General features: G+C 70.8%; 18 protein-coding genes and 1 pseudogene. 18 read left to right on the top strand and 1 reads right to left on the bottom strand.

The genetic code is table 11. The features are described from left to right. The first annotated feature begins 182 nt into the window (after positions 1 to 182). The 16 genes and pseudogenes from rsmH to HEP85_RS11450 all read left to right on the top strand — a co-directional run bounded on the left by rsmH (position 183) and on the right by HEP85_RS11450 (position 18,330). Positions 183 to 1,139 carry a 16S rRNA (cytosine(1402)-N(4))-methyltransferase RsmH gene (gene rsmH, locus HEP85_RS11525; RefSeq protein ID WP_168527704.1) on the top strand — a complete coding sequence of 319 codons (957 nt, stop codon included), beginning with the start codon at positions 183 to 185 and terminating at the stop codon, positions 1,137 to 1,139. A 120-nt stretch (positions 1,140 to 1,259) separates the two neighbouring features. Continuing rightward, positions 1,260 to 1,931 carry a septum formation initiator family protein gene (locus HEP85_RS11520; RefSeq protein WP_369657686.1) on the top strand — a complete coding sequence of 224 codons (672 nt, stop codon included), beginning with the start codon at positions 1,260 to 1,262 and terminating at the stop codon, positions 1,929 to 1,931. 5 nt (positions 1,932 to 1,936) lie between these two features. Next, positions 1,937 to 3,889 (top strand): penicillin-binding protein 2, encoded by a 1,953-nt coding sequence (locus tag HEP85_RS11515; RefSeq protein WP_282189842.1) that lies wholly within the window; start codon positions 1,937 to 1,939, stop codon positions 3,887 to 3,889. A gap of 205 nt (positions 3,890 to 4,094) precedes the next feature. Then, on the top strand, positions 4,095 to 5,615 hold the full coding sequence (locus HEP85_RS11510; RefSeq protein ID WP_168527702.1) for a UDP-N-acetylmuramoyl-L-alanyl-D-glutamate--2,6-diaminopimelate ligase: 1,521 nt from the start codon (positions 4,095 to 4,097) through the stop codon (positions 5,613 to 5,615). A 4-nt stretch (positions 5,616 to 5,619) separates the two neighbouring features. After that, positions 5,620 to 7,026, top strand: a complete 1,407-nt coding sequence (gene murF, locus HEP85_RS11505; RefSeq protein ID WP_168527701.1) for a UDP-N-acetylmuramoyl-tripeptide--D-alanyl-D-alanine ligase — start codon at positions 5,620 to 5,622, stop codon at positions 7,024 to 7,026. Further along, a complete protein-coding gene (mraY, locus tag HEP85_RS11500; RefSeq protein WP_153291070.1) occupies positions 7,023 to 8,096 on the top strand; it encodes a phospho-N-acetylmuramoyl-pentapeptide-transferase in 1,074 nt (357 codons plus the stop codon). Before murF ends, mraY begins: the two co-directional genes overlap by 4 nt. Continuing rightward, on the top strand, positions 8,078 to 9,520 hold the full coding sequence (gene murD / locus HEP85_RS11495; protein WP_168527700.1) for a UDP-N-acetylmuramoyl-L-alanine--D-glutamate ligase: 1,443 nt from the start codon (positions 8,078 to 8,080) through the stop codon (positions 9,518 to 9,520). Before mraY ends, murD begins: the two co-directional genes overlap by 19 nt. Positions 9,521 to 9,705: 185 nt before the next feature. Further along, positions 9,706 to 11,065: pseudogene (gene ftsW / locus HEP85_RS11490) on the top strand (putative lipid II flippase FtsW). Positions 11,066 to 11,071: 6 nt separating this feature from the next. Beyond that, on the top strand, positions 11,072 to 12,163 hold the full coding sequence (gene murG, locus HEP85_RS11485) for an undecaprenyldiphospho-muramoylpentapeptide beta-N-acetylglucosaminyltransferase (RefSeq protein ID WP_168527698.1): 1,092 nt from the start codon (positions 11,072 to 11,074) through the stop codon (positions 12,161 to 12,163). Between the two features lie 25 nt (positions 12,164 to 12,188). Then, complete coding sequence (locus HEP85_RS11480; protein ID WP_168527697.1) at positions 12,189 to 12,983, top strand: cell division protein FtsQ/DivIB; 795 nt, start codon at positions 12,189 to 12,191, stop codon at positions 12,981 to 12,983. A gap of 275 nt (positions 12,984 to 13,258) precedes the next feature. After that, positions 13,259 to 14,452 carry a cell division protein FtsZ gene (gene ftsZ / locus HEP85_RS11475; RefSeq protein ID WP_168527696.1) on the top strand — a complete coding sequence of 398 codons (1,194 nt, stop codon included), beginning with the start codon at positions 13,259 to 13,261 and terminating at the stop codon, positions 14,450 to 14,452. Continuing rightward, the gene (gene pgeF, locus HEP85_RS11470) at positions 14,449 to 15,186 is read left to right on the top strand and encodes a peptidoglycan editing factor PgeF (RefSeq protein ID WP_168527695.1); all 738 of its coding nucleotides are present in this window, start codon (positions 14,449 to 14,451) and stop codon (positions 15,184 to 15,186) included. Before ftsZ ends, pgeF begins: the two co-directional genes overlap by 4 nt. A 6-nt stretch (positions 15,187 to 15,192) precedes the next feature. Continuing rightward, a complete protein-coding gene (locus HEP85_RS11465; RefSeq protein ID WP_168527694.1) occupies positions 15,193 to 15,912 on the top strand; it encodes a YggS family pyridoxal phosphate-dependent enzyme in 720 nt (239 codons plus the stop codon). A 129-nt stretch (positions 15,913 to 16,041) separates the two neighbouring features. After that, on the top strand, positions 16,042 to 16,683 hold the full coding sequence (locus HEP85_RS11460) for a cell division protein SepF (protein ID WP_153291078.1): 642 nt from the start codon (positions 16,042 to 16,044) through the stop codon (positions 16,681 to 16,683). Positions 16,684 to 16,733: 50 nt separating this feature from the next. Further along, a complete protein-coding gene (locus HEP85_RS11455) occupies positions 16,734 to 17,018 on the top strand; it encodes a YggT family protein (protein WP_028803186.1) in 285 nt (94 codons plus the stop codon). Between the two features lie 46 nt (positions 17,019 to 17,064). Beyond that, positions 17,065 to 18,330, top strand: a complete 1,266-nt coding sequence (locus HEP85_RS11450; protein WP_168527693.1) for a DivIVA domain-containing protein — start codon at positions 17,065 to 17,067, stop codon at positions 18,328 to 18,330. Positions 18,331 to 18,728: 398 nt separating this feature from the next. Here HEP85_RS11450 and ileS read toward each other — a convergent pair whose 3' ends face one another. After that, positions 18,729 to 21,866 (bottom strand): isoleucine--tRNA ligase, encoded by a 3,138-nt coding sequence (gene ileS / locus HEP85_RS11445; RefSeq protein WP_168527692.1) that lies wholly within the window; start codon positions 21,864 to 21,866, stop codon positions 18,729 to 18,731. 630 nt (positions 21,867 to 22,496) lie between these two features. On the opposite strand from ileS, the gene HEP85_RS11440 reads away from it, so the two are divergent. Together HEP85_RS11440 and lspA are read left to right on the top strand one after the other, a co-directional pair. Continuing rightward, entirely contained in the window at positions 22,497 to 23,429 is a 933-nt protein-coding gene (locus tag HEP85_RS11440; protein WP_369657685.1) for a TraR/DksA C4-type zinc finger protein, read from the top strand. Between the two features lie 92 nt (positions 23,430 to 23,521). Then, positions 23,522 to 24,184 carry a signal peptidase II gene (lspA, locus tag HEP85_RS11435; protein WP_168527691.1) on the top strand — a complete coding sequence of 221 codons (663 nt, stop codon included), beginning with the start codon at positions 23,522 to 23,524 and terminating at the stop codon, positions 24,182 to 24,184. The last annotated feature ends 160 nt before the right edge of the window (positions 24,185 to 24,344 follow it).

Here is a 24,344-nt window from a genome sequence, read left to right as displayed (position 1 = left end):
TTTCCCCCGGAGACCCGGCGATTTTCCGGCGTCTTCCCCGCGTGCGCGGCGCGTACGTACGGCTCGGCCTCCTCCCGCTCCCGGTCGGCTGACGCCGCTCACCCGGCGGCAGCGGGCCTCCCCTTCCCGAGCGGGCGGGGACCCGGCGGTGCGTGCGACCGTGCCGGATCTGAGAGGGCCCCTTGAGCCAGAGTCGACACGTCCCGGTGATGCTCCAGCGGTGCCTGGACATGCTGGCCCCGGCCCTCGCCGAGCCGGGAGCCGTCGTCGTCGACTGCACGCTCGGACTCGGCGGCCACAGCGAGGCGCTGCTCACCCGCTTCCCCGAGGCCCGTCTGGTGGCCCTGGACCGTGACAAGGAAGCGCTGCGCCTCTCCGCGGAACGGCTCGCGCCCTTCGGTGAACGCGCCACCCTCGTGCACGCCGTCTACGACGAACTGCCGGACGTGCTCGCCCGCCTGGACGTCCCGCGTGTCCAGGGCGTCCTGTTCGACCTCGGCGTCTCCTCCATGCAACTCGACGAGGCCGACCGCGGGTTCGCGTACGCCCAGGACGCCCCGCTCGACATGCGCATGGACCAGACGACCGGGATCAGCGCGGCCGAGGTGCTCAACACCTACGCGCCGGGCGAACTGGTACGGATCCTGCGCGCCTACGGCGAGGAGAAGCAGGCCAAGCGGATCGTCTCCGCCGTGGTGCGCGAACGCGAGAAGGAGCCGTTCGGCAACAGCGCGCGGCTCGTCGAGCTGATCCGCGACTCCCTGCCGCAGGCCGCCAAGCGCACCGGCGGCAACCCGGCCAAGCGGACCTTCCAGGCGCTGCGCATCGAGGTCAACGGCGAACTGAGCGTCCTGGAGAGGGCGATCCCCGCCGCCGTGAAGGCGCTGGCTCTCGGCGGCCGGATCGCCGTGCTGTCGTACCACTCGCTGGAGGACCGGCTGGTCAAGCAGGTCTTCGCGGCCGGCGCGGCCACCACCGCGCCGCCCGGCCTGCCCGTGGTGCCCGAGCGCTACCAGCCCCGGCTCAAGCTGCTCACCCGTGGTGCCGAACTTCCCACCGAGGAAGAGGTCGCCGAGAACCGGCGAGCGGCTCCCGCGCGGCTGCGCGGGGCACAGCGCATCCGTGAGGACGCCGAGTGAGGCGCCGGGAGGGGGAGAGCGAGTGAGTGGGAAACCTGAACGCACGGCGCGGCCGAGGGCCGGCGACGCACCCCCGCGACGCGACCGCGGGTCGGGAAAGCGAACCCGCCGGGAGGGCCTGTGAGCCGGAAACCCGAACTCAAGGGCCGAGCCGCCCGGCTCGCCCGGCTTCTCCCGGCCGGCGCGGCCCACGCCGCCCGCACCCCCTTCGTCCTGCTCGTCGTGCTCCTGCTCGGCGGTGGGCTGATCGGCCTGCTCGTGCTGAACTCCGCGCTGAGCGAGGGTTCCTTCCACCTCGACGACCTCCAGAAGGGCACCAAGACCCTCACCGACGAGGAGCAGGCGCTGCAGCGGGACGTGGACGCCTACTCGGCGCCCGACGCCCTCCAGCGCCGCGCCCGTGAGCTGGGCATGATCCCGGGCGGCGACCCCGCCTTCCTCAACCCGGACGGCACCGTCAAGGGCGTCCCCGAAGCGGCCGCCCGGGATTCCTCCCTGCAGAACCCGGCGACGCGCCCGCCCGAGGTCCTCGCCTCCTCGGCTACCGCGAGCCGGACCCCGCGCACCGGCACCCCGGCCACCGGCACCTCGGCCACCCCCGCCGCCACGCCCGTCACCCCGGCCACCGGCACCCCGGCCGTCACCACCCCGGCCGCCACCCCCCGGGCCGCCGGTACCCCCAGCACCCCCGTCACCTCCCGCGCACGGTCCCTCGCTTCCGTTCCCACCCCCACCCCCACCACCCCCACGCTCACCCCGTCCACGCAGCGCTCCTCGACCCCCGGCAGGTGACGGAAGTGTCCGACAGGGAACCGCCGCGCCGCCGTGTGCCCGGCCCCGCCCGGCCCGCACGCCCCGGCGGCCAGCGCCGTCCGGGCCCCGGCGCCCGCCCCGCACGCCGCCCCGGCGCACCCAGGCCCGGCGGCTCGCCCCCCCTGCGGCTCGGCAGTCCCCGGCCCCGGCTCCGCATGGTCAGCCTCGCCCTGACGCTGGTGATGGCCGCCTTCGTCGTCCGGCTGCTCCAGGTGCAGGCCGTGGACGCGAGCGCGTACGCCGCGAAGGCCGAACAGAACCGCTACGTCGGCCGCACGCTGGCCGCCACCCGCGGTGGGATCACGGACCGCAACGGCGTCGAGCTGGCCACGAGCGTGGACGCGTACGACATCACGGCCGACCCCACGATGTTCACCCGGGCGGCGACGAAGGTGTCGGACGCGCCCGAGCAGGCCGCGGCGCTGCTCGGGCCGATCCTCGACCAGAGCACGGACACCGTCGCGAGGAAGCTGCGGACGAAGAACACCCGCTACACGCTGCTCGCCCACCGCCGGACCCCGCAGGTCTGGAAGCAGATCAAGGACCTGAAGACCACGCTCGCGGCCAAGGCGGAGACCGACAAGAGCGCGGTCAACTTCCTCGCCGGCGTCCTCGCGGTCCCGGCGAGCAAGCGCGTGTACCCGAACGGCGATCTCGCCGCCGGGATACTGGGCTGGGTCAACGCCGACGGCAAGGGCGGCGGCGGTGTCGAGCAGCAGCTGAACAAGGAGCTCTCCGGCAAGGACGGCAAGCTCCGCTACGCGCAGTCCGGCGGCCGTCAGGTGCCGACCGTGGGCTCCACCGAGACGCCCGCCGTGGCCGGCTCCGATGTCGAACTGACCATCGACCGTGACATCCAGTGGGCCGCGCAGAACGCCATCGCCGAGCAGGTGAAGAAGTCCAAGGCGGACCGCGGGTATGTGATCGTGCAGGACACCCGCACCGGCGAGGTGCTGGCGATGGCCGACTCGCCCGGCTTCGACCCGAACGACCTCTCCCAGGCCAGTGCGGCGGCCCTGGGCAACGCGGCCCTCCAGGACGCGTACGAGCCCGGCTCCACCGCCAAGGTCATGTCGATGGCCGCCGTGCTGGAGGAGAACGTCGCCACACCCGGGACGCACGTGGTCGTGCCGAACCGGCTGCACCGCGGCGACCGGCTCTTCCAGGACGACATCGACCACGCGACCTGGAACCTGACGCTCAACGGCGTGCTCGCCAAGTCCAGCAACATCGGCACCATCCTGGCCGCCGGCCAGCTCGGCAAGACGCAGAAGGAGGCCAACAAGGTCCTCTACTCGTATCTGCGCAAGTTCGGCATCGGCGGTTACACCGGGCTCGACTTCCCCGGCGAGACGAGGGGCATCCTCGCGCCCGCGGACAAGTGGTCGACGTCGCAGCAGTACACGATTCCTTTCGGCCAGGGTGTCTCCATCAACGCGATGCAGGCGGCGTCCGTCTACTCGACGATCGCCAACGGCGGTGTGCGCGTGGAACCGACGCTGGTGCGCGGCACGAAGGGGCCCGACGGCCGCTTCGCCCCGGTCGTCCAGCCGAAGAAGACCAGGGTCGTGAGCGCGAAGACGGCGAAGACCCTCGCCCAGATGCTGGAGTCCGTCGTGGACGACGAGGAGGGCACCGGCGCCAAGGCGCGCATCCCCGGCTACCGGGTCGCGGGCAAGACGGGTACGGCCAACCGCGTGGATCCGGCCACCGGCAAGTACCACGGATACACCTCGTCGTTCGCCGGATTCGCCCCCGCGGACAAGCCCAGGATCACCGTCTACTGCGCGATCCAGAACGCCACCACGGGCAGCTACTTCGGCGGCCAGATCTGCGGCCCCATCTACAAGCAGGTCATGGAGTTCGCGCTGAAGACCCTCCAGATCCCGCCCACCGGAGCCGGGGCCGCCAACCTCCCCGTCTCCTTCACCCCGTGATCCGCCCCGAGCCCGCCCCCGACCGCACGCCCTGATCAGCCCGTACGTACAACGGACCAGGAACCACCTCGTGACAACGATCACCCCGGATCCCCGCAACCAGGGCTCCCCGCGCCCCTCGCTTCGCTCCGGCGGGGGTGAGCCCGGTACGCTCACCGCCGTGCCACACGCTGATCAGTCCCAAATCACCCAGAAGGGCGTTCCTGTGACATATCCGGGGCCGCCGCGACCGGTCCAGAACTCCGCAACACCCCTCGCGGAGCTCGCCGATCAGCTGGGTGCCCACGCCCCGGCGTCGACCGCGGAGGTCACGGGCATCACCCACGACTCCCGCGCCGTGCGCCCCGGCGACCTCTACGCCGCGCTGCCCGGCGCCCGCCTGCACGGTGCCGACTACGTGACCCAGGCGGCCGGTCTCGGCGCGGTCGCCGTGCTGACCGACCCGACCGGTGCCGAGCGGGCCGAGGCCACCGGCCTGCCGGTCCTCGTGGTCGACGACCCGCGCGGACGCATGGGCGAGCTCGCGGCCACGATCTACGGCCACCCCGGGCGCGACCTGCTCCAGATCGGCATCACCGGAACCTCTGGCAAGACCACCACGGCGTACCTCGTCGAGGGCGGTCTGAAGACGGTCCGCAACACCGGCCTGATCGGCACGGTGGAGATGCGCATCGGCGACGAGCGCATCAAGTCGGAGCGCACCACCCCCGAAGCAACCGATCTCCAGGCGCTGTTCGCGGTCATGCGCGAACGCGGTGTCGACGCGGTCGCGATGGAGGTTTCCAGCCACGCGCTGGTGCTCGGCCGGGTCGACGGCTGCGTCTTCGACATCGCCGTCTTCAACAACCTCAGCCCGGAACACATGGAGTTCCACTCCGACATGGAGGACTACTTCCGGGCCAAGGCGCAGCTGTTCACTCCGGAACGCAGCAAACTCGGCGTGATCAACCTCGACGACGCCTACGGGCGCCGACTGGCCGAGGAGACCACTGTCCCCGTCGTCACCTTCTCCGCGGAGGGCCACCCGGACGCCGACTGGCGGGCCGAGGAGGTCGAGGTCGGTCCGATGGACTCGGTCTTCGTCGCGGTCGGACCCAAGGGCGAGCGGATCACCGCCAGGTCGCCGCTCGCGGGCCCCTTCAACGTGGCGAACACCCTCGCCGCGATCGTCGCCCTCGCCGCCGCCGGACTCGACCCGCAGACCGCGGCCGACGGCATCGCCGCCGTCCCGGGCGTCCCGGGCCGGCTGGAGCGCGTGGACGCGGGCCAGCCCTACCTCGCGGTGGTCGACTACGCCCACAAGACGGACGCCGTCGAGTCGGTGCTGCGCGCGCTGCGCAAGGTCACCGAGGGCCGGCTGCACGTCGTGCTCGGCTGCGGCGGTGACCGCGACATGACCAAGCGGATGCCGATGGGCGCCGCCGTGGCGCGGCTCGCCGACACCGCCGTACTGACATCGGACAACCCCCGCTCCGAGGACCCCCTGGCGATCCTCGCCACGATGCTCGCCGGCGCCGCCGAGGTACCGGCCCACGAGCGCGGCGAGGTCCAGGTCTTCGAGGACCGGGCCGCCGCCATCGCCGCAGCCGTCGCCCGGGCCCGGCCCGGCGACACCGTGCTGGTCGCGGGCAAGGGCCACGAGCAGGGCCAGGACATCGCCGGGGTGGTGCGTCCCTTCGACGACCGCCAGGTGCTTCGCGAAGCTATCCAGAAGACCCAGGGATGAACTTGTGATCGCCCTCTCTCTCGCCGAGATCGCAGCAGTCGTCGGCGGGCAGACGCACGACATACCGGATCCGGCGCTACAGGTCACCGGACCGGTCGTCAGAGACTCCCGTGAAGTGGAGCCAGGCAGCCTCTTCGTCGCCTTCGCCGGCGAGCGCGTGGACGGCCACGACTTCGCCCGCGCGGTCGTCGACGCGGGCGCGGTCGCCGTACTGGCCTCCCGGCCCGTCGGCGTGCCCGCGATCGTCGTCGAGGACGTGCAGACGGCCCTCGGCGCCCTCGCCCGCCATGTCGTCGAACGGCTCGGCACGACGCTCGTGGCCCTCACCGGCTCCGCGGGCAAGACCAGCACCAAGGACCTGATCGCCCAGGTCCTGCGGAGCAAGGCGCCGACCGTCTTCACGCCCGGTTCGCTCAACAACGAGATCGGACTGCCGCTGACCGCCCTGACCGCCACCGAGGAGACGAAGTACCTCGTGCTGGAGATGGGCGCCCGCGGCATCGGCCACATCCGTTACCTCGCGGATCTCACCCCGCCGAAAATCGGTCTCGTCCTCAACGTCGGCACCGCCCACATCGGCGAGTTCGGCGGCCGCGAACAGATTGCACAGGCGAAGGGCGAGCTCGTCGAGGGCCTCCCCGAGGACGGCGCCGCGGTCCTCAACGCCGACGACCCCCTCGTCCGCGCCATGGCGTCCCGGACGAAGGCGCGGGTGGTGCTTTTCGGAGAGTCCGGCGAAGCGGACGTACGCGCCGAGAACGTCCGTCTCACGGACCTCGGACAGCCGGCGTTCAGGCTTCACACACCCTCCGGGTGCAGTGATGTGACCATGCGCCTGTACGGTGAGCACCACGTGTCGAACGCGCTCGCCGCGGCCGCCGTCGCCCATGAGCTGGGCATGTCCGCAGACGAGATCGCCCGCGCGCTCTCCGAGGCGGGCTCCCTCTCCCGCTGGCGGATGGAGGTCACCGAGCGCCCGGACGGCGTGACGGTCGTCAACGACGCCTACAACGCGAATCCCGAGTCCATGCGAGCCGCCCTGCGCGCGCTCGTGGCGATGGGGCGGGGACGTCGTACGTGGGCGGTGCTCGGTCAGATGGCCGAGCTCGGGGACGAGGCTCTCGCCGAGCACGACGCGATCGGGCGGCTCGCCGTCCGACTCAACGTCAGCAAGCTCGTCGCGGTCGGGGGCAGGGAAGCGTCCTGGCTCCAACTGGGCGCATATAACGAGGGTTCGTGGGGTGAGGAGTCGGTGCACGTGTCCGACGCACAGGCGGCTGTCGACCTGCTGCGCAGCGAGTTGCGCCCGGGGGACGTCGTGCTCGTGAAGGCGTCCCGGTCGGTCGGTCTCGAACGGGTGGCGCAGGCGCTGCTCGCAGGCGGTGCCGAGGGTGAGGTTGCTGCCCGATGATGAAGCAGATCCTGTTCGCAGGAGTCATTGGTCTGTTCCTCACCCTGGTCGGCACGCCGCTGCTGATCAAGCTGCTGGCCCGCAAGGGCTACGGGCAGTACATCCGTGACGACGGGCCGAAGGAGCACCACAGCAAGCGCGGTACGCCGACCATGGGTGGTATCGCCTTCATCCTGGCGACGATCGCCGCGTACTTCCTGTCCAAGATCATCACGGGTTACCCGCCCACCTTCTCGGGTCTCCTGGTGCTCGGCCTCATGGCGGGCATGGGCCTGGTCGGCTTCCTGGACGACTACATCAAGATCGTCAAGCGGCGTTCGCTCGGTCTGCGGGCCAAGGCGAAGATGGCCGGACAGCTGATCGTCGGCATCTCCTTCGCGGTGCTCGCGCTCCAGTTCTCCGACAACCGCGGCAACACCCCGGCCTCCACCAAGCTCTCCTTCGTCCAGGACTTCGGCTGGACCATCGGCCCGGTGCTGTTCGTGGTCTGGGCGCTGTTCATGATCCTGGCGATGTCGAACGGCGTGAACCTGACGGACGGTCTGGACGGCCTCGCCACCGGCGCCTCCGTGCTGGTCTTCGGCGCCTACACGTTCATCGGTGTCTGGCAGTTCCAGGAGTCCTGCGCCAACACGCAGACCCTGACCAACCCGGCCGCCTGCTACGAGGTACGAGATCCACTGGACCTCGCGATCGTCGCCTCCGCGCTGATGGGCGCCTGCCTCGGCTTCCTGTGGTGGAACACCTCGCCCGCCAAGATCTTCATGGGTGACACCGGTTCGCTGGCCCTGGGCGGCGCGCTGGCCGGTCTGGCGATCTGCTCCCGCACCGAGCTGCTGCTCGCGCTGCTCGGCGGCCTCTTCGTCCTGATCACCATGTCCGTGGTCATCCAGGTCGGCTCATTCCGGCTCACCGGCAAACGTGTCTTCCGCATGGCACCGCTCCAGCACCACTTCGAACTCAAGGGCTGGTCCGAAGTCCTGGTCGTGGTCCGGTTCTGGATCATCCAGGGCATCTGCGTGATCGTCGGTCTCGGCATCTTCTACGCGGGATGGGCGGCCGAGAAGTGACCTCCCCGGAGTTCCAGGGCAAGCGCGTCACCGTCGCCGGGCTCGGGGTCTCCGGCATCCCGGCGGCGCGGGTCCTGCACGGGCTCGGCGCGGTCGTCACGGTCGTCAACGACGGCGACGACGAGCGCTCCCGCGCGCAGGCCGCGGAGCTGGAGGCGCTCGGTGTCACCGTGCGCCTCGGCGACGGCGACACCCTGCCCGGGGGCACCGAACTCATCGTCACCGCGCCCGGCTGGAAGCCGGACAAGCCGCTGTTCGCCGCGGCCGCCGAGGCGGGCGTCCCGGTCTGGGGCGACGTCGAGCTGGCCTGGCGCCTGCGGGAGCTGGACGGCAGGAAGGCCGCCCCCTGGCTCGCCGTCACGGGCACCAACGGCAAGACCACGACCGTGCAGATGCTCGCCTCGATCCTGAAGGCGGCGGGACTGCGCACGGCCGCCGTCGGCAACATCGGGGTCTCGCTGCTGGACGCGGTGCTGGGCGAGGAGACGTACGACGTCCTGGCGGTGGAGCTGTCCAGCTACCAACTGCACTGGGCGCCTTCGCTGCGCGCCGACTCCGCGGTCGTACTGAACCTGGCACCCGACCATCTCGACTGGCACGGCTCCATGGAGGCGTACGCCGCCGACAAGGGCCGTGCCTACGAGGGCAATCGGGTCGCCTGCGTCTACAACGTCGCCGACAAGGCCACCGAGGACCTGGTGCGCGAGGCGGACGTCGAGGAGGGCTGCCGGGCCGTCGGCTTCACCCTCGGCACCCCCGGACCGTCCCAACTCGGCGTGGTGGACGGCATCCTGGTCGACCGCGCCTTCGTCGAGAACCGGCAGAAGAACGCCCAGGAACTCGCCGAGGTCTCCGACGTGCGCCCGTCGGCCCCGCACAACATCGCCAACGCCCTTGCGGCGGCGGCCCTCGCACGCGCCTTCGGCGTCCCCGCCGGCGCCGTACGGGACGGCCTGCGGGCCTTCACCCCGGACGCCCACCGCATCGCGCACGTCGCCGATGTGGACGGGGTCGCGTACGTCGACGACTCCAAGGCGACCAACACCCACGCGGCGGAAGCCTCCTTGGCGGCCTACGAGTCGATCGTGTGGATCGCCGGCGGCCTCGCCAAGGGCGCGGCCTTCGACGAACTGGTCGCCAAGTCGGCCCAGCGGCTTCGGGGGGTCGTGCTGATCGGTGCCGATCGCGCGCTGATCCGCGAAGCCCTCGCGCGACACGCCCCGGAAGTACCCGTCGTCGACCTCGCCCGCACCGACACTGGGGCGATGCTCGCGGCGGTCCAGGAGGCCGCCCGGCTCTCCGGACCAGGAGACACCGTCCTGCTGGCGCCGGCCTGTGCGTCCATGGACATGTTCGCCAACTACAACAAGCGCGGTGACGCTTTCGCGGAGGCGGTTCGCGAACTCGGCACCGCGAGCGCCTGACGGCGGGACCCAGGCGCCCCGGGACCCTTGGGAGGGACGCGTGACGCCAGTGCGGTCGGGGCTTCGCAGGCGGCTTTCGGCAGGCGGAACGGGGCTGCACCGGCCCCTCCAGGCCGCTGTGCCCGTAGGGCCCGGGGGAACCGCCCCGGGAGCGCCCTTCCGCGCCCCGGCGGAGGGAGCCGGCGATGACCGGTAGCCGTACGGGCCGTCCCCCGTCCAGCGCGCCCCCGGCGCCCCGCCTCCGCGCGCCCCGCCCGCGACAACCCCGTGGGCCGCCTCGTCACGCGCGCGCGCAAGGCCTGGGACCGGCCGCTGACCGCCTACTACCTGATCCTCGGCAGCAGCCTGCTGATCACCGTGCTGGGCCTCGTGATGGTCTACTCGGCGTCGATGATCACGGCACTGCAGCTGTCGCTGCCCGGATCGTTCTTCTTCCGCAAACAGTTCCTCGCCGCCTCGATCGGCGCCGTGCTGCTCCTGGTGGCCATGCGGGTGCCGGTGAAGATGCATCGGGCGCTGGCCTATCCGATCCTGGCCGGCGCGGTCTTCATGATGGTTCTCGTGCAGGTGCCGGGGATAGGGATGTCGGTCAACGGCAACCAGAACTGGATCTCCCTGGGCGGCTCGTTCCAGATCCAGCCCAGCGAGTTCGGCAAGCTCGCGCTCGTGCTGTGGGGCGCCGACCTGCTCGCGCGCAAACAGGACAAGGCGATGCTGGCGCAGTGGAAGCACATGCTGGTGCCGCTGGTCCCGGTCGCCTTCATGCTGCTCGGGCTGATCATGCTCGGCGGCGACATGGGAACGGCGATCATCCTCACCGCCATCCTCTTCGGGCTGCTGTGGCTGGCCGGAGCGCCCACCCGGCTGTTCGCGGGCGTCCTGGCCGTCGCGCTGACGATCGGCTTCGTCCTCATCAAGACCAGCCCCAACCGCATGTCCAGGCTCGCCTGCATCGGCGCCACCGAGCCCGGCCCGAACGACACCTGCTGGCAGGCCGTGCACGGCATCTACGCCCTCGCCTCCGGCGGCCTGTTCGGATCCGGCCTCGGCGCCAGCGTGGAAAAATGGGGCCAACTGCCCGAAGCGCACACGGACTTCATCTTCGCCATCACCGGGGAGGAACTCGGCCTCGCGGGGACACTGTCGGTACTCGCCCTCTTCGCGGCTCTAGGCTATGCGGGTATCCGCGTGGCCGGACGCACGGAGGACCCCTTCGTGAGGTATGCCGCGGGAGGCGTGACCACCTGGATCACGGCCCAGGCCGTGATCAACATCGGTGCGGTGCTCGGTCTGCTGCCGATCGCCGGAGTCCCGCTCCCGCTGTTCTCCTACGGGGGTTCCGCGCTGCTGCCGACCATGTTCGCCGTCGGACTGCTGATCGCCTTCGCACGCGACGAGCCCGCCGCGCGGGCGGCGCTGGCCATGCGGCAACCCCGCTTTGGCAGAAAGCGTGCTGCGGTGAGAGGCTCCGCGGGGGCCGCGGGGCCTCGGAGATGGAACACGATGCGACGGCGCGCCGCGGCGCGTTCGTCCGGAGAGCGGTGAATTTCGGTGCATGTCGTACTCGCCGGCGGGGGGACCGCCGGCCACATCGAGCCCGCGCTCGCCCTCGCGGACGCCCTGCGCAGGCAGGACCCGACCGTGGGGATCACGGCCCTGGGCACGGAACGCGGACTCGAGACCCGGCTCGTACCGGAGCGGGGATACGAACTCGCGCTGATCCCCGCCGTCCCGCTGCCGCGCAAGCCCACCCCCGAGCTGATCACCGTCCCCGGACGGCTGCGCGGCACGATCAAGGCCGCCGAGCAGATCCTGGAGCGCACCAAGGCGGACGCGGTCGTCGGGTTCGGCGGCTACGTCGCGCTGCCCGCCTACCTCGCGGCCAAGCGCCTCGGCGTGCCGATCGTCATCCACGAGGCGAACGCCCGGCCGGGCCTCGCCAACAAGATCGGCTCGCGGTACGCGGCGCAGGTCGCCGTCTCCACCCCCGACAACAAGCTGCGCGGCGCCCGCTACATCGGCATCCCGCTGCGCCGCTCCATCGCCACCCTCGACCGGGCCGCCGTACGCCCCGAGGCCCGCGCCGCGTTCGGGCTCGACCCCAACCTGCCGACACTGCTGGTCTCCGGCGGCTCGCAGGGTGCCCGGCGGCTCAACGAGGTCGTCCAGCAGGCCGCGCCGTACCTCCAGCAGGCCGGCATCCAGATCCTGCACGCGGTCGGGCCGAAGAACGAACTGCCGCAGGTGCACCAGATGCCGGGGATGCCCCCGTACATCCCGGTACCGTACGTGGACCGGATGGACCTCGCGTACGCCGCGGCCGACATGATGCTCTGCCGCGCGGGCGCGATGACCGTCGCCGAACTCTCCGCCGTCGGGCTCCCGGCCGCCTATGTCCCGCTGCCCATCGGCAACGGCGAACAGCGGCTCAACGCCCAGCCGGTGGTCAAGGCCGGCGGCGGACTGCTCGTCGACGACGCGGAGCTGACGCCCCAGTGGGTGCAGCAGAACGTGCTGCCCGTGCTCGCCGACCCGCACCGGCTGTACGAGATGTCCCGCGCCGCCAGCGAGTTCGGGCGCCGGGACGCCGACGACCTGCTCGTCGGCATGGTGTACGAGGCGATCGCCTCACGCCACCGCTAGGCACATGTGAGGGAAGGCAGGGAGCGTGGCCGGACCGACGACCGCCGAGCGCGGTGAACGGCAGAAGCTGAAGTCCGGCCCGCCCCGGCCGCCCCGTCCGGTCCGGCTTCGCCGCCTTCGTGTGCTCATCGTCCTTTTGGTCACGACGGTGTTGGCCGGTGGCGGCGTGGTCTGGCTCCTGTACGGCTCGCAATGGCTGCGGGTCGAGAGGCTGTCGGTCTCCGGGACCCGGGTGCTGACGGCGCGGCAGGTGCGCGAAGCGGCCGAGGTGCCGGACGGAACGCCGCTCATCTCCGTCGACACCGACGCCGTGGAAGCGCGGCTGTTGCGGAGACTGCCCCGGATCGACTCGGTCGACGTCGTTCGTTCCTGGCCGCACGGAATCGGGCTGAAAGTGACCGAACGCACCCCTGTCCTGGTGGTGAAGCAGCCGGGAAAGGGGGGCAAGTACGTCGAAGTGGATGCCAAGGGCGTGCGTTTCGCGACGGTTTCGCGGGCCCCGAAGAAGGTGGCCCTGCTCGAATTGACGCCGTCCCGCTCGGCCGTCCTGCGCCGCTTCCCCGCCGACCGGCTGGTGCGCGAGGCGGTTCGGGTCGCCCGGGACATTCCGGCCTCCGTGGCCCGTGAAACCCGGACCGTCAAGGTCCGCTCGTACGACTCCATCTCGCTGGAACTGAGCGACGGCCGTGACGTCGAGTGGGGGAGCGGCGAGAAGGGCAGCGCGAAGGCGCGGACACTCACCGCTCTCATGAAAGCAGCTCCGAAGGCCCGGCACTTCGACGTGAGCGTCCCCACCGCCCCTTCGTCAGCCGGTAGTTGACGCGCATCCGCGCAGGCCAGCACCCTGGTTGGGCAGCGCTACGGCTGATCACATAGGGTGAAAAGAAAAACGGGAGGTTCGGCGTGTTCGTTGAACGTGCGCCACTTGTCGACTTAGTGTCCTGTTCGGAAGAGTCCAAGGAACAGACACACTGGTAACCCTAAACTTCAGCGTTAGGGTTCGGGTCGGCGTTCGGACCGTCCCATTCGGCATCAGTCGTCGGATCGCGAGCGTGCGAGGCGACGACACGTAACTCGAGGCGAGAGGCCTTCGACGTGGCAGCACCGCAGAACTACCTCGCAGTCATCAAAGTCATCGGTGTCGGCGGCGGTGGTGTCAATGCCATCAACCGGATGATCGAGGTCGGTCTCAAGGGCGTCGAGTTCATCGCCATCAACACGGACGCGCAAGCTCTGTTGATGAGCGACGCCGACGTCAAACTCGACGTCGGCCGCGAACTCACCCGCGGACTCGGCGCCGGAGCCAACCCGGCCGTCGGCCGGAAGGCGGCCGAGGATCACCGCGAGGAGATCGAGGAGGTCCTCAAGGGGGCCGACATGGTCTTCGTGACGGCCGGCGAAGGCGGCGGCACCGGCACCGGCGGCGCACCCGTCGTGGCCAACATCGCCCGTTCGCTGGGCGCCCTGACCATCGGCGTGGTCACCCGCCCGTTCACCTTCGAGGGACGGCGCCGGGCCAACCAGGCGGAGGACGGCATCGCCGAACTCCGCGAAGAGGTCGACACCCTCATCGTCATCCCGAACGACCGGCTGCTGTCCATCTCGGACCGCCAGGTCTCGGTCCTCGACGCGTTCAAGTCGGCGGACCAGGTCCTGCTCTCCGGTGTCCAGGGCATCACCGACCTCATCACCACGCCCGGTCTGATCAACCTCGACTTCGCCGACGTCAAGTCCGTGATGTCCGAGGCGGGTTCCGCGCTCATGGGCATCGGCTCGGCCCGCGGCGACGACCGTGCGGTGGCGGCCGCGGAGATGGCGATCTCCTCGCCGCTCCTGGAGGCCTCCATCGACGGCGCCCGCGGCGTCCTGCTCTCCATCTCCGGTGGCTCCGACCTCGGCCTGTTCGAGATCAACGAAGCCGCCCAGCTGGTCAGCGAGGCCGCGCACCCCGAGGCCAACATCATCTTCGGCGCGGTCATCGACGACGCCCTCGGCGACGAGGTGCGGGTCACCGTCATCGCCGCCGGCTTCGACGGCGGCCAGCCGCCGGCCAAGCGGGACAACGTCCTCGGCTCCACCGCGGCCAAGCAGCGCGAGGAGCCCGCGCCGGTGCGGGCCCCCGAGAGCCGTCCGTCCTTCGGCTCGCTCGGCAGCGTCACGCCGAAGGAGGCACCGGAGCCCGCTCCGGAGCCGGTCAGTGAGATCCAGGTGGCCCCGCCGGTCCCGCCGTCCCGCACCTACTCGGACAGCGCGGCCGAAGAGCTGGACGTGCCGGACTTCCTCAAGTGATAGGACAGCGCTCCGAGACGAGCACCGTGAGCGGCGCGCACTTCGCCTTCACCGACCGGTGGGGCGGGGTGAGCGCCGTTCCGTACGAGGAGCTCAACCTCGGCGGAGCGGTCGGCGACGACCCCGACGACGTACGGACCAATCGTGAACTGGCAGCCCGGTCCCTCGGGCTGGACCCGGCCCTGGTCGTCTGGATGAACCAGGTGCACGGGCCGGACGTGGCGGTCGTCGACGCACCGTGGGGCTCCTCGGAGATCCCGTCCGTCGACGCGATCGTCACCGCGCGGCGTGGGCTCGCTCTCGCCGTCCTCACCGCCGACTGCACACCGGTCCTGCTCGCCGATCCCGTCGCCGGGATCGCGGCGGCCGCCCACGCGGGGCGGCCCGGCATGGTCGCGGGGGTCGTCCCCGCCGCCGTACGGGCCATGGTGGAACTCGGCGCCGAGCCCGCGAGGATCGTCGCCCGCACCGGACCCGCGGTCTGCGGCCGGTGCTACGAAGTGCCGGACGAGATGCGCGCCGAAGTCGCCGCCGTCGAGCCGGCGGCGTACGCCGAGACCAGTTGGGGCACTCCCGCGGTCGACGTGACCGCCGGAGTGCACGCGCAACTGGAACGGCTCGGGGTGCGCGACCGGCAGCAGTCGCCGGCGTGCACGCTTGAGTCGAAGGACCATTTCTCGTACCGACGGGACCGCACCACCGGGCGGCTCGCGGGCTATGTCTGGCTGGACTGATGGGGCATGACGGACCGTAAGGCTCAACTCGCCGCGAACCTGGCGAAAGTGGAAGAGCGTATCGCGGCGGCGTGCACGGCCGCCGGGCGCAAGCGCGAAGAGGTGACCTTGATCGTGGTCACCAAGACCTACCCCGCGAGCGATGTGCGGATCCTGTCGGAGCTCGGCGTGCGCCATGTCGCCGAGAACCGGGACCAGGACGCGGCCCCCAAGGCCGCCGCCTGCTCCGATCTGCCTCTCTCCTGGCACTTCGTCGGTCAGTTGCAGACCAACAAGGTGCGTTCGGTGGTCGGTTACGCCGATGTGGTGCAGTCCGTCGACCGTTCCCGGCTCGTCACGGCCTTGTCGAAGGACGCGGTGCGGGTGGAGCGCGAGGTCGGGTGTCTCATCCAGGTCGCGCTGGACGCGGAGGAGAGCGGCCGGGGCGAGCGGGGCGGCGTGGGAGTGGGCGGGGTCGAGGAGTTGGCCGGCCTCGTCGAGCGGGCTCCGGGGCTCCGGCTCGACGGTCTGATGACCGTCGCGCCGCTCACCGGGCCGTACGCGGGGCGTCCGAGGGACGCGTTCGCGCGACTGATGGATTTGTCGACTGCTATGCGCCGCACGCATCCGGCTGCGAACATGGTGTCCGCAGGGATGAGTGCGGACCTCGAGCAGGCCGTGACGGCCGGAGCGACACATGTGCGCGTCGGTACGGCGGTACTCGGAGTCCGACCCGGGCTCGGGTAACGTCGCCAAGAAGTCGGACCACAGCAGAAAATATGGTCATTACCGCCACAGGCGGGCATAACGACCTCGTGGATCGCGGGCACTTGGCTATTCGTCAGCCGATCCACCACAGAGCGGAGGACTCAGAGCATGGCCGGCGCGATGCGCAAGATGGCGGTCTACCTCGGCCTCGTGGAGGACGATGGGTACGACGGCAGGGGATTCGACCCCGACGACGAGTTCGAGCCCGAGCTTGATCCGGAGCCCGAGCGGGACCGCCGGCGGCATGAGCCGCCGCACCAGTCACATCAGGCGCACCAGTCCCAACGGGACGAATCGGTACGAGTGGTGCAGCCTCCCGCGCAGCGCGACCCGGTGCCGCATTCCGCTTCGCTGTCTGCGGAATCAGGCCGTCCGGCGCGCATCGCGCCCGTGGCATCCATCACACAAGAACGCGCGAGCCTGGAGAAGAACGCACCGGTGATCATGCCCAAGGTCGTGTCGGAACGAGAGCCGTACCGGATCACCACACTCCACCCGCGGACGTACAACGAGGCCCGTACCATCGGGGAACACTTCCGTGAGGGCACCCCGGTGATCATGAATCTGACCGAGATGGATGACACGGACGCGAAGCGACTTGTCGACTTTGCGGCCGGTTTGGTGTTTGGTCTCCACGGCAGCATCGAGCGGGTGACGCAGAAGGTGTTCCTGTTGTCGCCTGCTAACGTCGATGTCACGGCGGAGGACAAGGCCCGCATCGCAGAGGGCGGGTTCTTCAACCAGAGCTGAGACGCTGGACCGGACAACGCAGGGAAACAGGGGAGAGGGAAGCACGGATCATGAGCGTGGTTGGGCAGGTTCTCTACATCGCGCTGATGTGTTTCCTCATCGTGCTGATCTTCCGGTTGGTCATGGACTACGTCTTCCAGTTCGCCCGCTCATGGCAGCCCGGCAAGGCGATGGTGGTCGTTCTCGAGGCCACTTACACTGTCACCGATCCACCGCTCAAGCTTCTGCGGCGGTTCATTCCGCCGCTGCGTCTCGGGGGCGTGGCGCTCGACCTGTCCTTCTTCGTACTGATGATCATCGTCTACATCCTGATCTCCGTCGTGAGCCGGCTGTGAACGATACGGTCTTGCCGAATGCCGACGACTACGTTGAGGTGAAGAGATGCCGTTGACCCCCGAGGACGTGCGGAACAAGCAGTTCACGACCGTCCGCCTCCGAGAAGGCTATGACGAGGACGAGGTCGATGCCTTCCTCGACGAGGTCGAAGCCGAACTGACGCGACTGCTCCGCGAGAACGAGGACTTGCGCGCCAAGCTGGCCGCTGCCACGCGCGCGGCCGCGCAGAACCAGCAGCAGGGCATGCGCAAGCCGCCCGAGCAGCAGGACCAGCAGCAGGGGCCGCCGCAGGGCATGCGCGGTCCGGGCGCTCCCGTACCCGCCGGCATATCGGGTCCGCCGCAGCAGCAGATGGGTGGCCCCATGGGCGGTCCGCCCCAGCTGCCGAGCGGTGCGCCGCAGCTGCCCGCGGGCCCCAGCGCCCAGGGCGGCCAGCAGGGCCAGGGCCCCATGGGTCAGGGTCCGATGGGCCAGGGCCCCATGGGTCAGGGCCAGATGGGCCAGGGCCCCATGGGTCAGGGGCCGATGGGTCAGGGTCCGATGGGCCAGGGCCCCATGGGTCAGGGTCCGATGGGTCAGGGTCCCGGTCAGCAGATGCAGCAGCAGATGCCCGGCCAGATGCAGCAGCAGATGGGTGGCCCGATGGGCGGACCCATGGGTGGCCCCATGGGCGGTCACGGCCCGCAGATGGGACAGCCCGGTCAGGGTCCCGGTGGCGACAGCGCCGCCCGGGTGCTCTCGCTGGCCCAGCAGACCGCCGACCAGGCGATCGCCGAGGCCCGTTCCGAGGCCAACAAGATCGTCGGCGAGGCCCGCAGCCGCGCCGAGGGTCTGGAGCGCGACGCCCGTGCCAAGGCCGACGCTCTGGAGCGGGACGCGCAGGAGAAGCACCGCGTCGCGATGGGCTCCCTGGAGTCCGCCCGCGCCACGCTGGAGCGCAAGGTCGAGGACCTGCGCGGCTTCGAGCGCGAGTACCGCACGCGTCTGAAGTCCTACCTGGAGTCGCAGCTGCGCCAGCTGGAGACGCAGGCGGACGACTCGCTCGCCCCGCCGCGTTCCCCGGCCGCTCCCTCCCTGCCTTCGCCCTCGGCGCCCTCGATGGCTCCGGCCGGCGCGAGCGCGCCGTCGTACGGCGGTGGCCAGGGCATGGGCGGTGCTCCGGCACCGGCGGCGCCCTCCTACGGCGGGCAGCAGCAGATGTCCCCGGCGATGACCCAGCCGATGGCTCCGGTGCGGCCCCAGGGCCCGTCGCCGATGCAGCAGGCGCCCTCGCCGATGCGCGGCTTCCTGATCGACGAGGACGACAACTGACGGCCTCCTGTACGCCTTAGGCGTCGGCCGGCGTTCAGGGCGGGGCCCCCGGATCTTCCGGGGGCCCCGCCCTTTTGCCGTGCTGTTTCGGGAGGGCGTGCGGTTTCCCTGGGGCATCTGTACGGGATACGCAACGCCGAAAGCCGGGGCCCGCCAAGATCTTTGGCGGGCCCCGGCTCTCGGTCGTTCTCGGGTTGCCGGGTGCGGGGGCCGACCGCGCGGTTCCTCGCGCCCCGGGGGGCGCTGCGCTAGGGCGTGTTGCGAAAGTCCCGTCGTCCGCCCGGAGGGCGTGCCAGGCGTCGCGAGGCAGGCGGGACTTTCGCAACACGCCCTAGTCCTCCAGCCCGTCCGGCGTTCGGGGGCGGGGCCGTTCAGGTCGACGGCCCCGCCGCCCGGTGCTACACCTTGTGCAGACGGAAGGTCAGCGACAGGGACTCGTCGGTGAACGGGGCGCCGTAGGCGTCCTCGGCCTGACCCTGCGCGAAGTCCGTGGCGAGGACCTCGTCGGCGATGAGGTCGGAGTGCTCGGACAGGGCCGCGATGACGGCCGGGTCGGTGGACGTCCAACGCAGCGCGATCCGGTCGGCCACGTCGAGGCCGCTGTTCTTGCGGGCCTCCTGGATGAGGCGGATCGCATCACGGGCGAGGCCCGCCTGGCGCAGTTCCTCGGTGATCTCCAGGTCGAGGGCGACCGTGGCGCCGGAGTCGGACGCCACCGACCAGCCCTCGCGCGGGGTTTCCGTGATGATGACCTCGTCCGGAGCCAGGGTGACCGTCTCGCCGTCGACCGGCACCGCGGCCGTGCCCTCGCGCAGGGCGAGGGACAGGGCCGCCGCGTCCGTCTCGGCGATCGCCTTCGCGACGGCCTGGACGCCCTTGCCGAAGCGCTTGCCGAGCGCGCGGAAGTTGGCCTTGGCCGTGGTGTCGACCAGCGAGCCGCCCACCTCGGAGAGCGAGGCGAGACCGCTGACGTTCAGCTCCTCCGTGATCTGCGCGTGCAGTTCGGGGTCGAGCGAGTCGAAACCGGTCGCCGCGATCAGCGCGCGGGACAGCGGCTGGCGGGTCTTGACGCCCGACTCCGCGCGGGTGGCACGGCCGAGCTCGACGAGACGGCGGACCAGCACCATCTGCCGCGACAGCCCGGGGTCGATGGCGGACAGGTCCGGCTCCGGCCACGACGACAGGTGTACGGACTCGGGGGCGTCCGGCGTGACCGGCGCGATCAGGTCCTGCCAGACCCGCTCGGTGATGAACGGGGTCAGCGGGGCCATCAGGCGCGTCACGGTCTCGACGACCTCGTGCAGGGTGCGCAGCGCGGCCTTGTCGCCCTGCCAGAAGCGGCGGCGCGAGCGGCGCACGTACCAGTTGGACAGGTCGTCGACGAACGCCGAGAGGAGCTTTCCGGCGCGCTGGGTGTCGTAGGTCTCCAGTGCCTGGGTCACCTGGTCGGTGAGGGCGTGCAGCTCGGAGAGGAGCCAGCGGTCGAGGACCGGGCGGTCGGCCGGCGCCGGGTCCGCCTCGCTGGGCGCCCAGCCGGAGGTGCGGGCGTACAGGGCCTGGAAGGCGACCGTGTTCCAGTAGGTCAGGAGGGTCTTGCGGACGACCTCCTGGATGGTGCCGTGGCCGACGCGGCGGGCCGCCCAGGGGGAGCCGCCGGCGGCCATGAACCAGCGCACCGCGTCCGCGCCGTGCTGGTCCATGAGCGGGATCGGCTGCAGGATGTTGCCCAGGTGCTTGGACATCTTGCGGCCGTCCTCGGCGAGGATGTGGCCCAGGCACACCACGTTCTCGTAGGACGACTGGTCGAAGACGAGGGTGCCGACCGCCATCATCGTGTAGAACCAGCCGCGCGTCTGGTCGATGGCCTCCGAGATGAACTGCGCCGGGTAGCGGCTCTCGAAGATCTCCTTGTTCTTGTACGGGTAGCCCCACTGCGCGAACGGCATCGAGCCCGAGTCGTACCAGGCGTCGATGACCTCGGGGACGCGGGTCGCCGTCGCCTCGCACTGCGGGCAGGTGAAGGTGACGGCGTCGATGTACGGGCGGTGCGGGTCCAGTTCCGACTGGTCGGAGCCGGTCAGCTCGGTCAGTTCCGCGCGGGAGCCGACGCAGGTGAGGTGGTCGTTCTCGCAGCGCCACAGCGGGAGCGGGGTGCCCCAGTAGCGGCTGCGGGACAGCGCCCAGTCGATGTTGTTGTTCAGCCAGTCGCCGAAGCGGCCGTGCTTGACCGACTCCGGGAACCAGTTGGTCTTCTCGTTCTCCTCGAGGAGACGGTCCTTGACGGCGGTGGTGCGGATGTACCAGGACGGCTGCGCGTAGTAGAGGAGCGCGGTGTGGCAGCGCCAGCAGTGCGGGTAGCTGTGCTCGTACGGGACGTGCTTGAAGAGCAGCCCGCGGGCCTGGAGGTCCTCGGTGAGCTTTTCGTCCGCCTTCTTGAAGAAGACGCCGCCGACGAGCGGGACGTCCTCCTCGAAGGTGCCGTTCGGGCGGACGGGGTTCACCACCGGCAGTCCGTACGCGCGGCAGACCTTGAGGTCGTCCTCGCCGAAGGCGGGGGACTGGTGGACCAGGCCCGTACCGTCCTCGGTCGTCACGTACTCCGCGTTCACCACGTAGTGGGCGGGCTCGGGGAACTCCACCAGCTCGAACGGACGCTGATACGTCCAGCGCTCCATCTCGGCGCCGGTGAAGGTCTCACCGGTGGTCTCCCAGCCCTCACCGAGCGCCTTCCCGAGGAGCGGCTCGGCGACGACGAGCTTCTCCTCGCCGTTCGTCGCGACCACGTAGGTGACGGTGGGGTGCGCGGCGACCGCGGTGTTGGAGACCAACGTCCACGGGGTCGTCGTCCACACCAGGAGCGCCGCCTCGCCGGCCAGCGGACCGGAGGTGAGCGGGAAACGGACGTACACGGACGGGTCGACGATCGTCTCGTAGCCCTGCGCCAGCTCGTGGTCCGACAGGCCCGTCTCGTCGCGGGGGCACCACGGGGCGACGCGGTAGTCCTGGACCAGCAGACCCTTGTTGAAGATCTCCTTCAGCGACCACCACACGGACTCCACGTACTCGGGGTCCATCGTGCGGTACGCGTCGTCCAGGTCGACCCAGTAGCCCATGCGGTTCGTGAGGTCGGTGAAGGCGTCGGTGTGACGGGTCACGGACTCGCGGCACCTGGCGTTGAACTCGGCGATGCCGTACGCCTCGATGTCCTGCTTGCCCGTGAAACCGAGCTCCTTCTCCACGGCGAGCTCCACCGGCAGGCCGTGGCAGTCCCAGCCGGCCTTGCGGGCCACGTGATACCCGCGCATGGTGCGGAAGCGCGGGAAGACGTCCTTGAAGACGCGCGCCTCGATGTGGTGCGCTCCCGGCATGCCGTTCGCGGTGGGCGGGCCTTCGTAGAACACCCATTCGGGGCGTCCCTCGGACCGCTCGAGGCTCTTGGCGAAGATCTTCTGCTCGCGCCAGAAATCGAGCACGGCGTGCTCGAGGGCGGGCAGGTCGACCTGGGCGGGCACCTGGCGGTACGTCGGCGTTGTCATCAGCGAGCTTCCTCCGGCGGACTTTCTGCCTTCCGTCCGGAGGGACGAGAGCCCGTGCCGCTGCCCAGTAGCTGCTGCGGACGCCGTGTGCGGCGTGCTCCCGCGGTACCACCCTCCTTGGCTCCCCGGCACGTGCTGTGCGCCGGTGAACCCCCTCATTGGGGTCGCGATGCCGGGTCTACCGGCCGCCGCCTGTCGGCCACGGCTTTCTTCCGGCGGCTCCGGGGTGATCTTCGCGTCGCGCTCGCCCCCGGGCTTCCACCGTCCCCGGGTCGCTCCTGGCCGCGTACGCCGCTACTCGTCCCCATCCACGCTTCTCGCTGCGCCCAGTGTACGGCGCCGCGCGCACGGTGGCCGACCGGTTTTCCCGACGCCTCGGCCGGTGCGGGCCGGGGTGCCTCGGCGGCTCGCGAGCTGACCCGAATGGGCAGGCGCCGAGGTCCGTGTTCCGGGACGCCGGGCCTGGCGGATTACCCGGCGGGGAGCTGGGCACAACGCATGCAGGCTCGTCAGGCGGAACCTGCGGGGCGGCCGGAAGGTGGGCGTGCCCCGTTGCCGCGGGCCGGAAGTCGATTTATCGTCCCAGAGCGATTTGCGCGCAAGATCACAATATGTGAAGGGGCCGCGGCCATGGTGGCGAAAAAGACCGCCGTACAGCAGTCGGCGTCCGGAAGATCCACGGGTCCGGCGGCCAAGGACGTGGGTGGAAAGAAGAGCGCACAGGGCGAACCGGCGGAGCACGGGAGCGGGCACGGGAGCGGCAGCGCGCCGGTGAGCACGGCCGCCGGAAAAACGGGTACCAAGAAGACCGTCGCCGAGAAGACGGCCACCAAGAGGGCGGTGGCCGAGAAGTCCGTCCTGGAGGAACCGGGACCGGCGGGCGCCACCGCGAAGGGCGGCGCCGCGAAGCGGGCCGTCCGGAGCGCGGCCGGGAAGAGCGCCGGGACGGCCAAGAAGGCCACCGGTACGGCGAAGAAGAGCACGGGCACGGCGAGGAAGAACGCGAGCAGGGCGAAGAAGACGGCCGCTTCCGCGGCCGAGGACGCGGCCCTGGCCGCGAAGACGACGGGAGCCCCGACGGTGGTTGCGAAGAAGACCCCTGGCACGGCCACGGCGGCCGGGAAGCCCACCGCGCTCCCCAAGGCGCGGATCTCCGCGGTGGAGCCCGGCGAGCTCGCGGTGCGCCCGGGTGAGGACCCCTGGACCCCCGCGGAGGTCGCGGACGCGCGCGCGGAGCTGCAGTCCGAGGCGCTGCGGCTGAGCACGGAGATCACGTCGTCGGAGGAGTCGCTCGCGGGCCTGATGCGCGACTCCGGGGACGGCGCGGGCGACGACCAGGCGGACACCGGCACGAAGAACATCACCCGCGAGTCGGAGATGGCGCTGGCGGCCAACGCGCGCGAGATGCTCGTCCAGACCGAGCGCGCCCTGGAGAAGCTCGACGCGGGCACGTACGGGCTCTGCGAGAACTGTGGCGACCCCATCGGCAAGGCCCGGATGCAGGCCTTCCCGCGCGCCACCCTGTGCGTCGAATGCAAGCAGAAGCAGGAACGCCGGTACTGAACGGCGTGGGAGGGCTCCTGCGCACGTGAATGGCGGGGGGTGTGACGTACCCTCGTCCTCAGTCAGGCACCTAGGTCGAGGGACTCACTCACGTGGCAGAGGCGGAGCGCATCATCGGTACGCCGGATTCCCCAGGAGCGGCGGGATCCGAGCCGGAGCAGTCCGACGGGAACACGACGCCGGGCGACCGCTCCGGCTCCGGCCTGTCGTCCCCGGCCGAGCGGTCCGGGACGGACGACGGCGCGGCGGCCCCGGCCCAGCCGCCGAAGGGCAAGCGCAGGATCGCCGTCCTGTTCACGGTCGCCGTGCTGGCGTACGCCCTCGACCTCGGCAGCAAGCTGCTCGTGGTCGCCAGGCTGGAGCACCACGCGCCGATCGAGATCGTCGGGGACTGGCTGAAGTTCGAGGCCATCCGCAACGCGGGCGCCGCCTTCGGATTCGGCGAGGCGTTCACGATCATCTTCACGATGATCGCCGCAGCGGTGATCATCGTGATCGCCCGGCTCGCGCGCAAGCTCTACAGCGTGCCCTGGGCGATCGCGCTCGGCCTGCTGCTGGGCGGTGCGCTGGGCAACCTCACCGACCGGATCTTCCGCTCGCCGGGCATCTTCGAGGGCGCGGTCGTCGACTTCATCGCGCCCAAGCACTTCGCCGTCTTCAACCTGGCCGACTCCGCGATCGTGTGCGGCGGCATCCTCATCGTGCTGCTGTCCTTCCGCGGGCTGGACCCGGACGGGACCGTCCACAAGGACTGACGAGGACTGACGAGCCCCGGCAAGCACCTTCAAGTACCGGCAAGCACCGGCAAGCACCGACGAGGGCTGACGAGCACCGCGAGAACCGGTGCGGACCGCCGCCGGGGCCCTCTCGGGGGCACTGGCGTTCGGCCTCTGGTCAGGGGGTGTCCGGCCCGTC

It is taken from the genome of Streptomyces sp. RPA4-2 (assembly GCF_012273515.2).
GTDB lineage: Bacteria > Actinomycetota > Actinomycetes > Streptomycetales > Streptomycetaceae > Streptomyces > Streptomyces kaempferi.
This window is presented reverse-complemented; position numbering and strand designations above follow the sequence as displayed.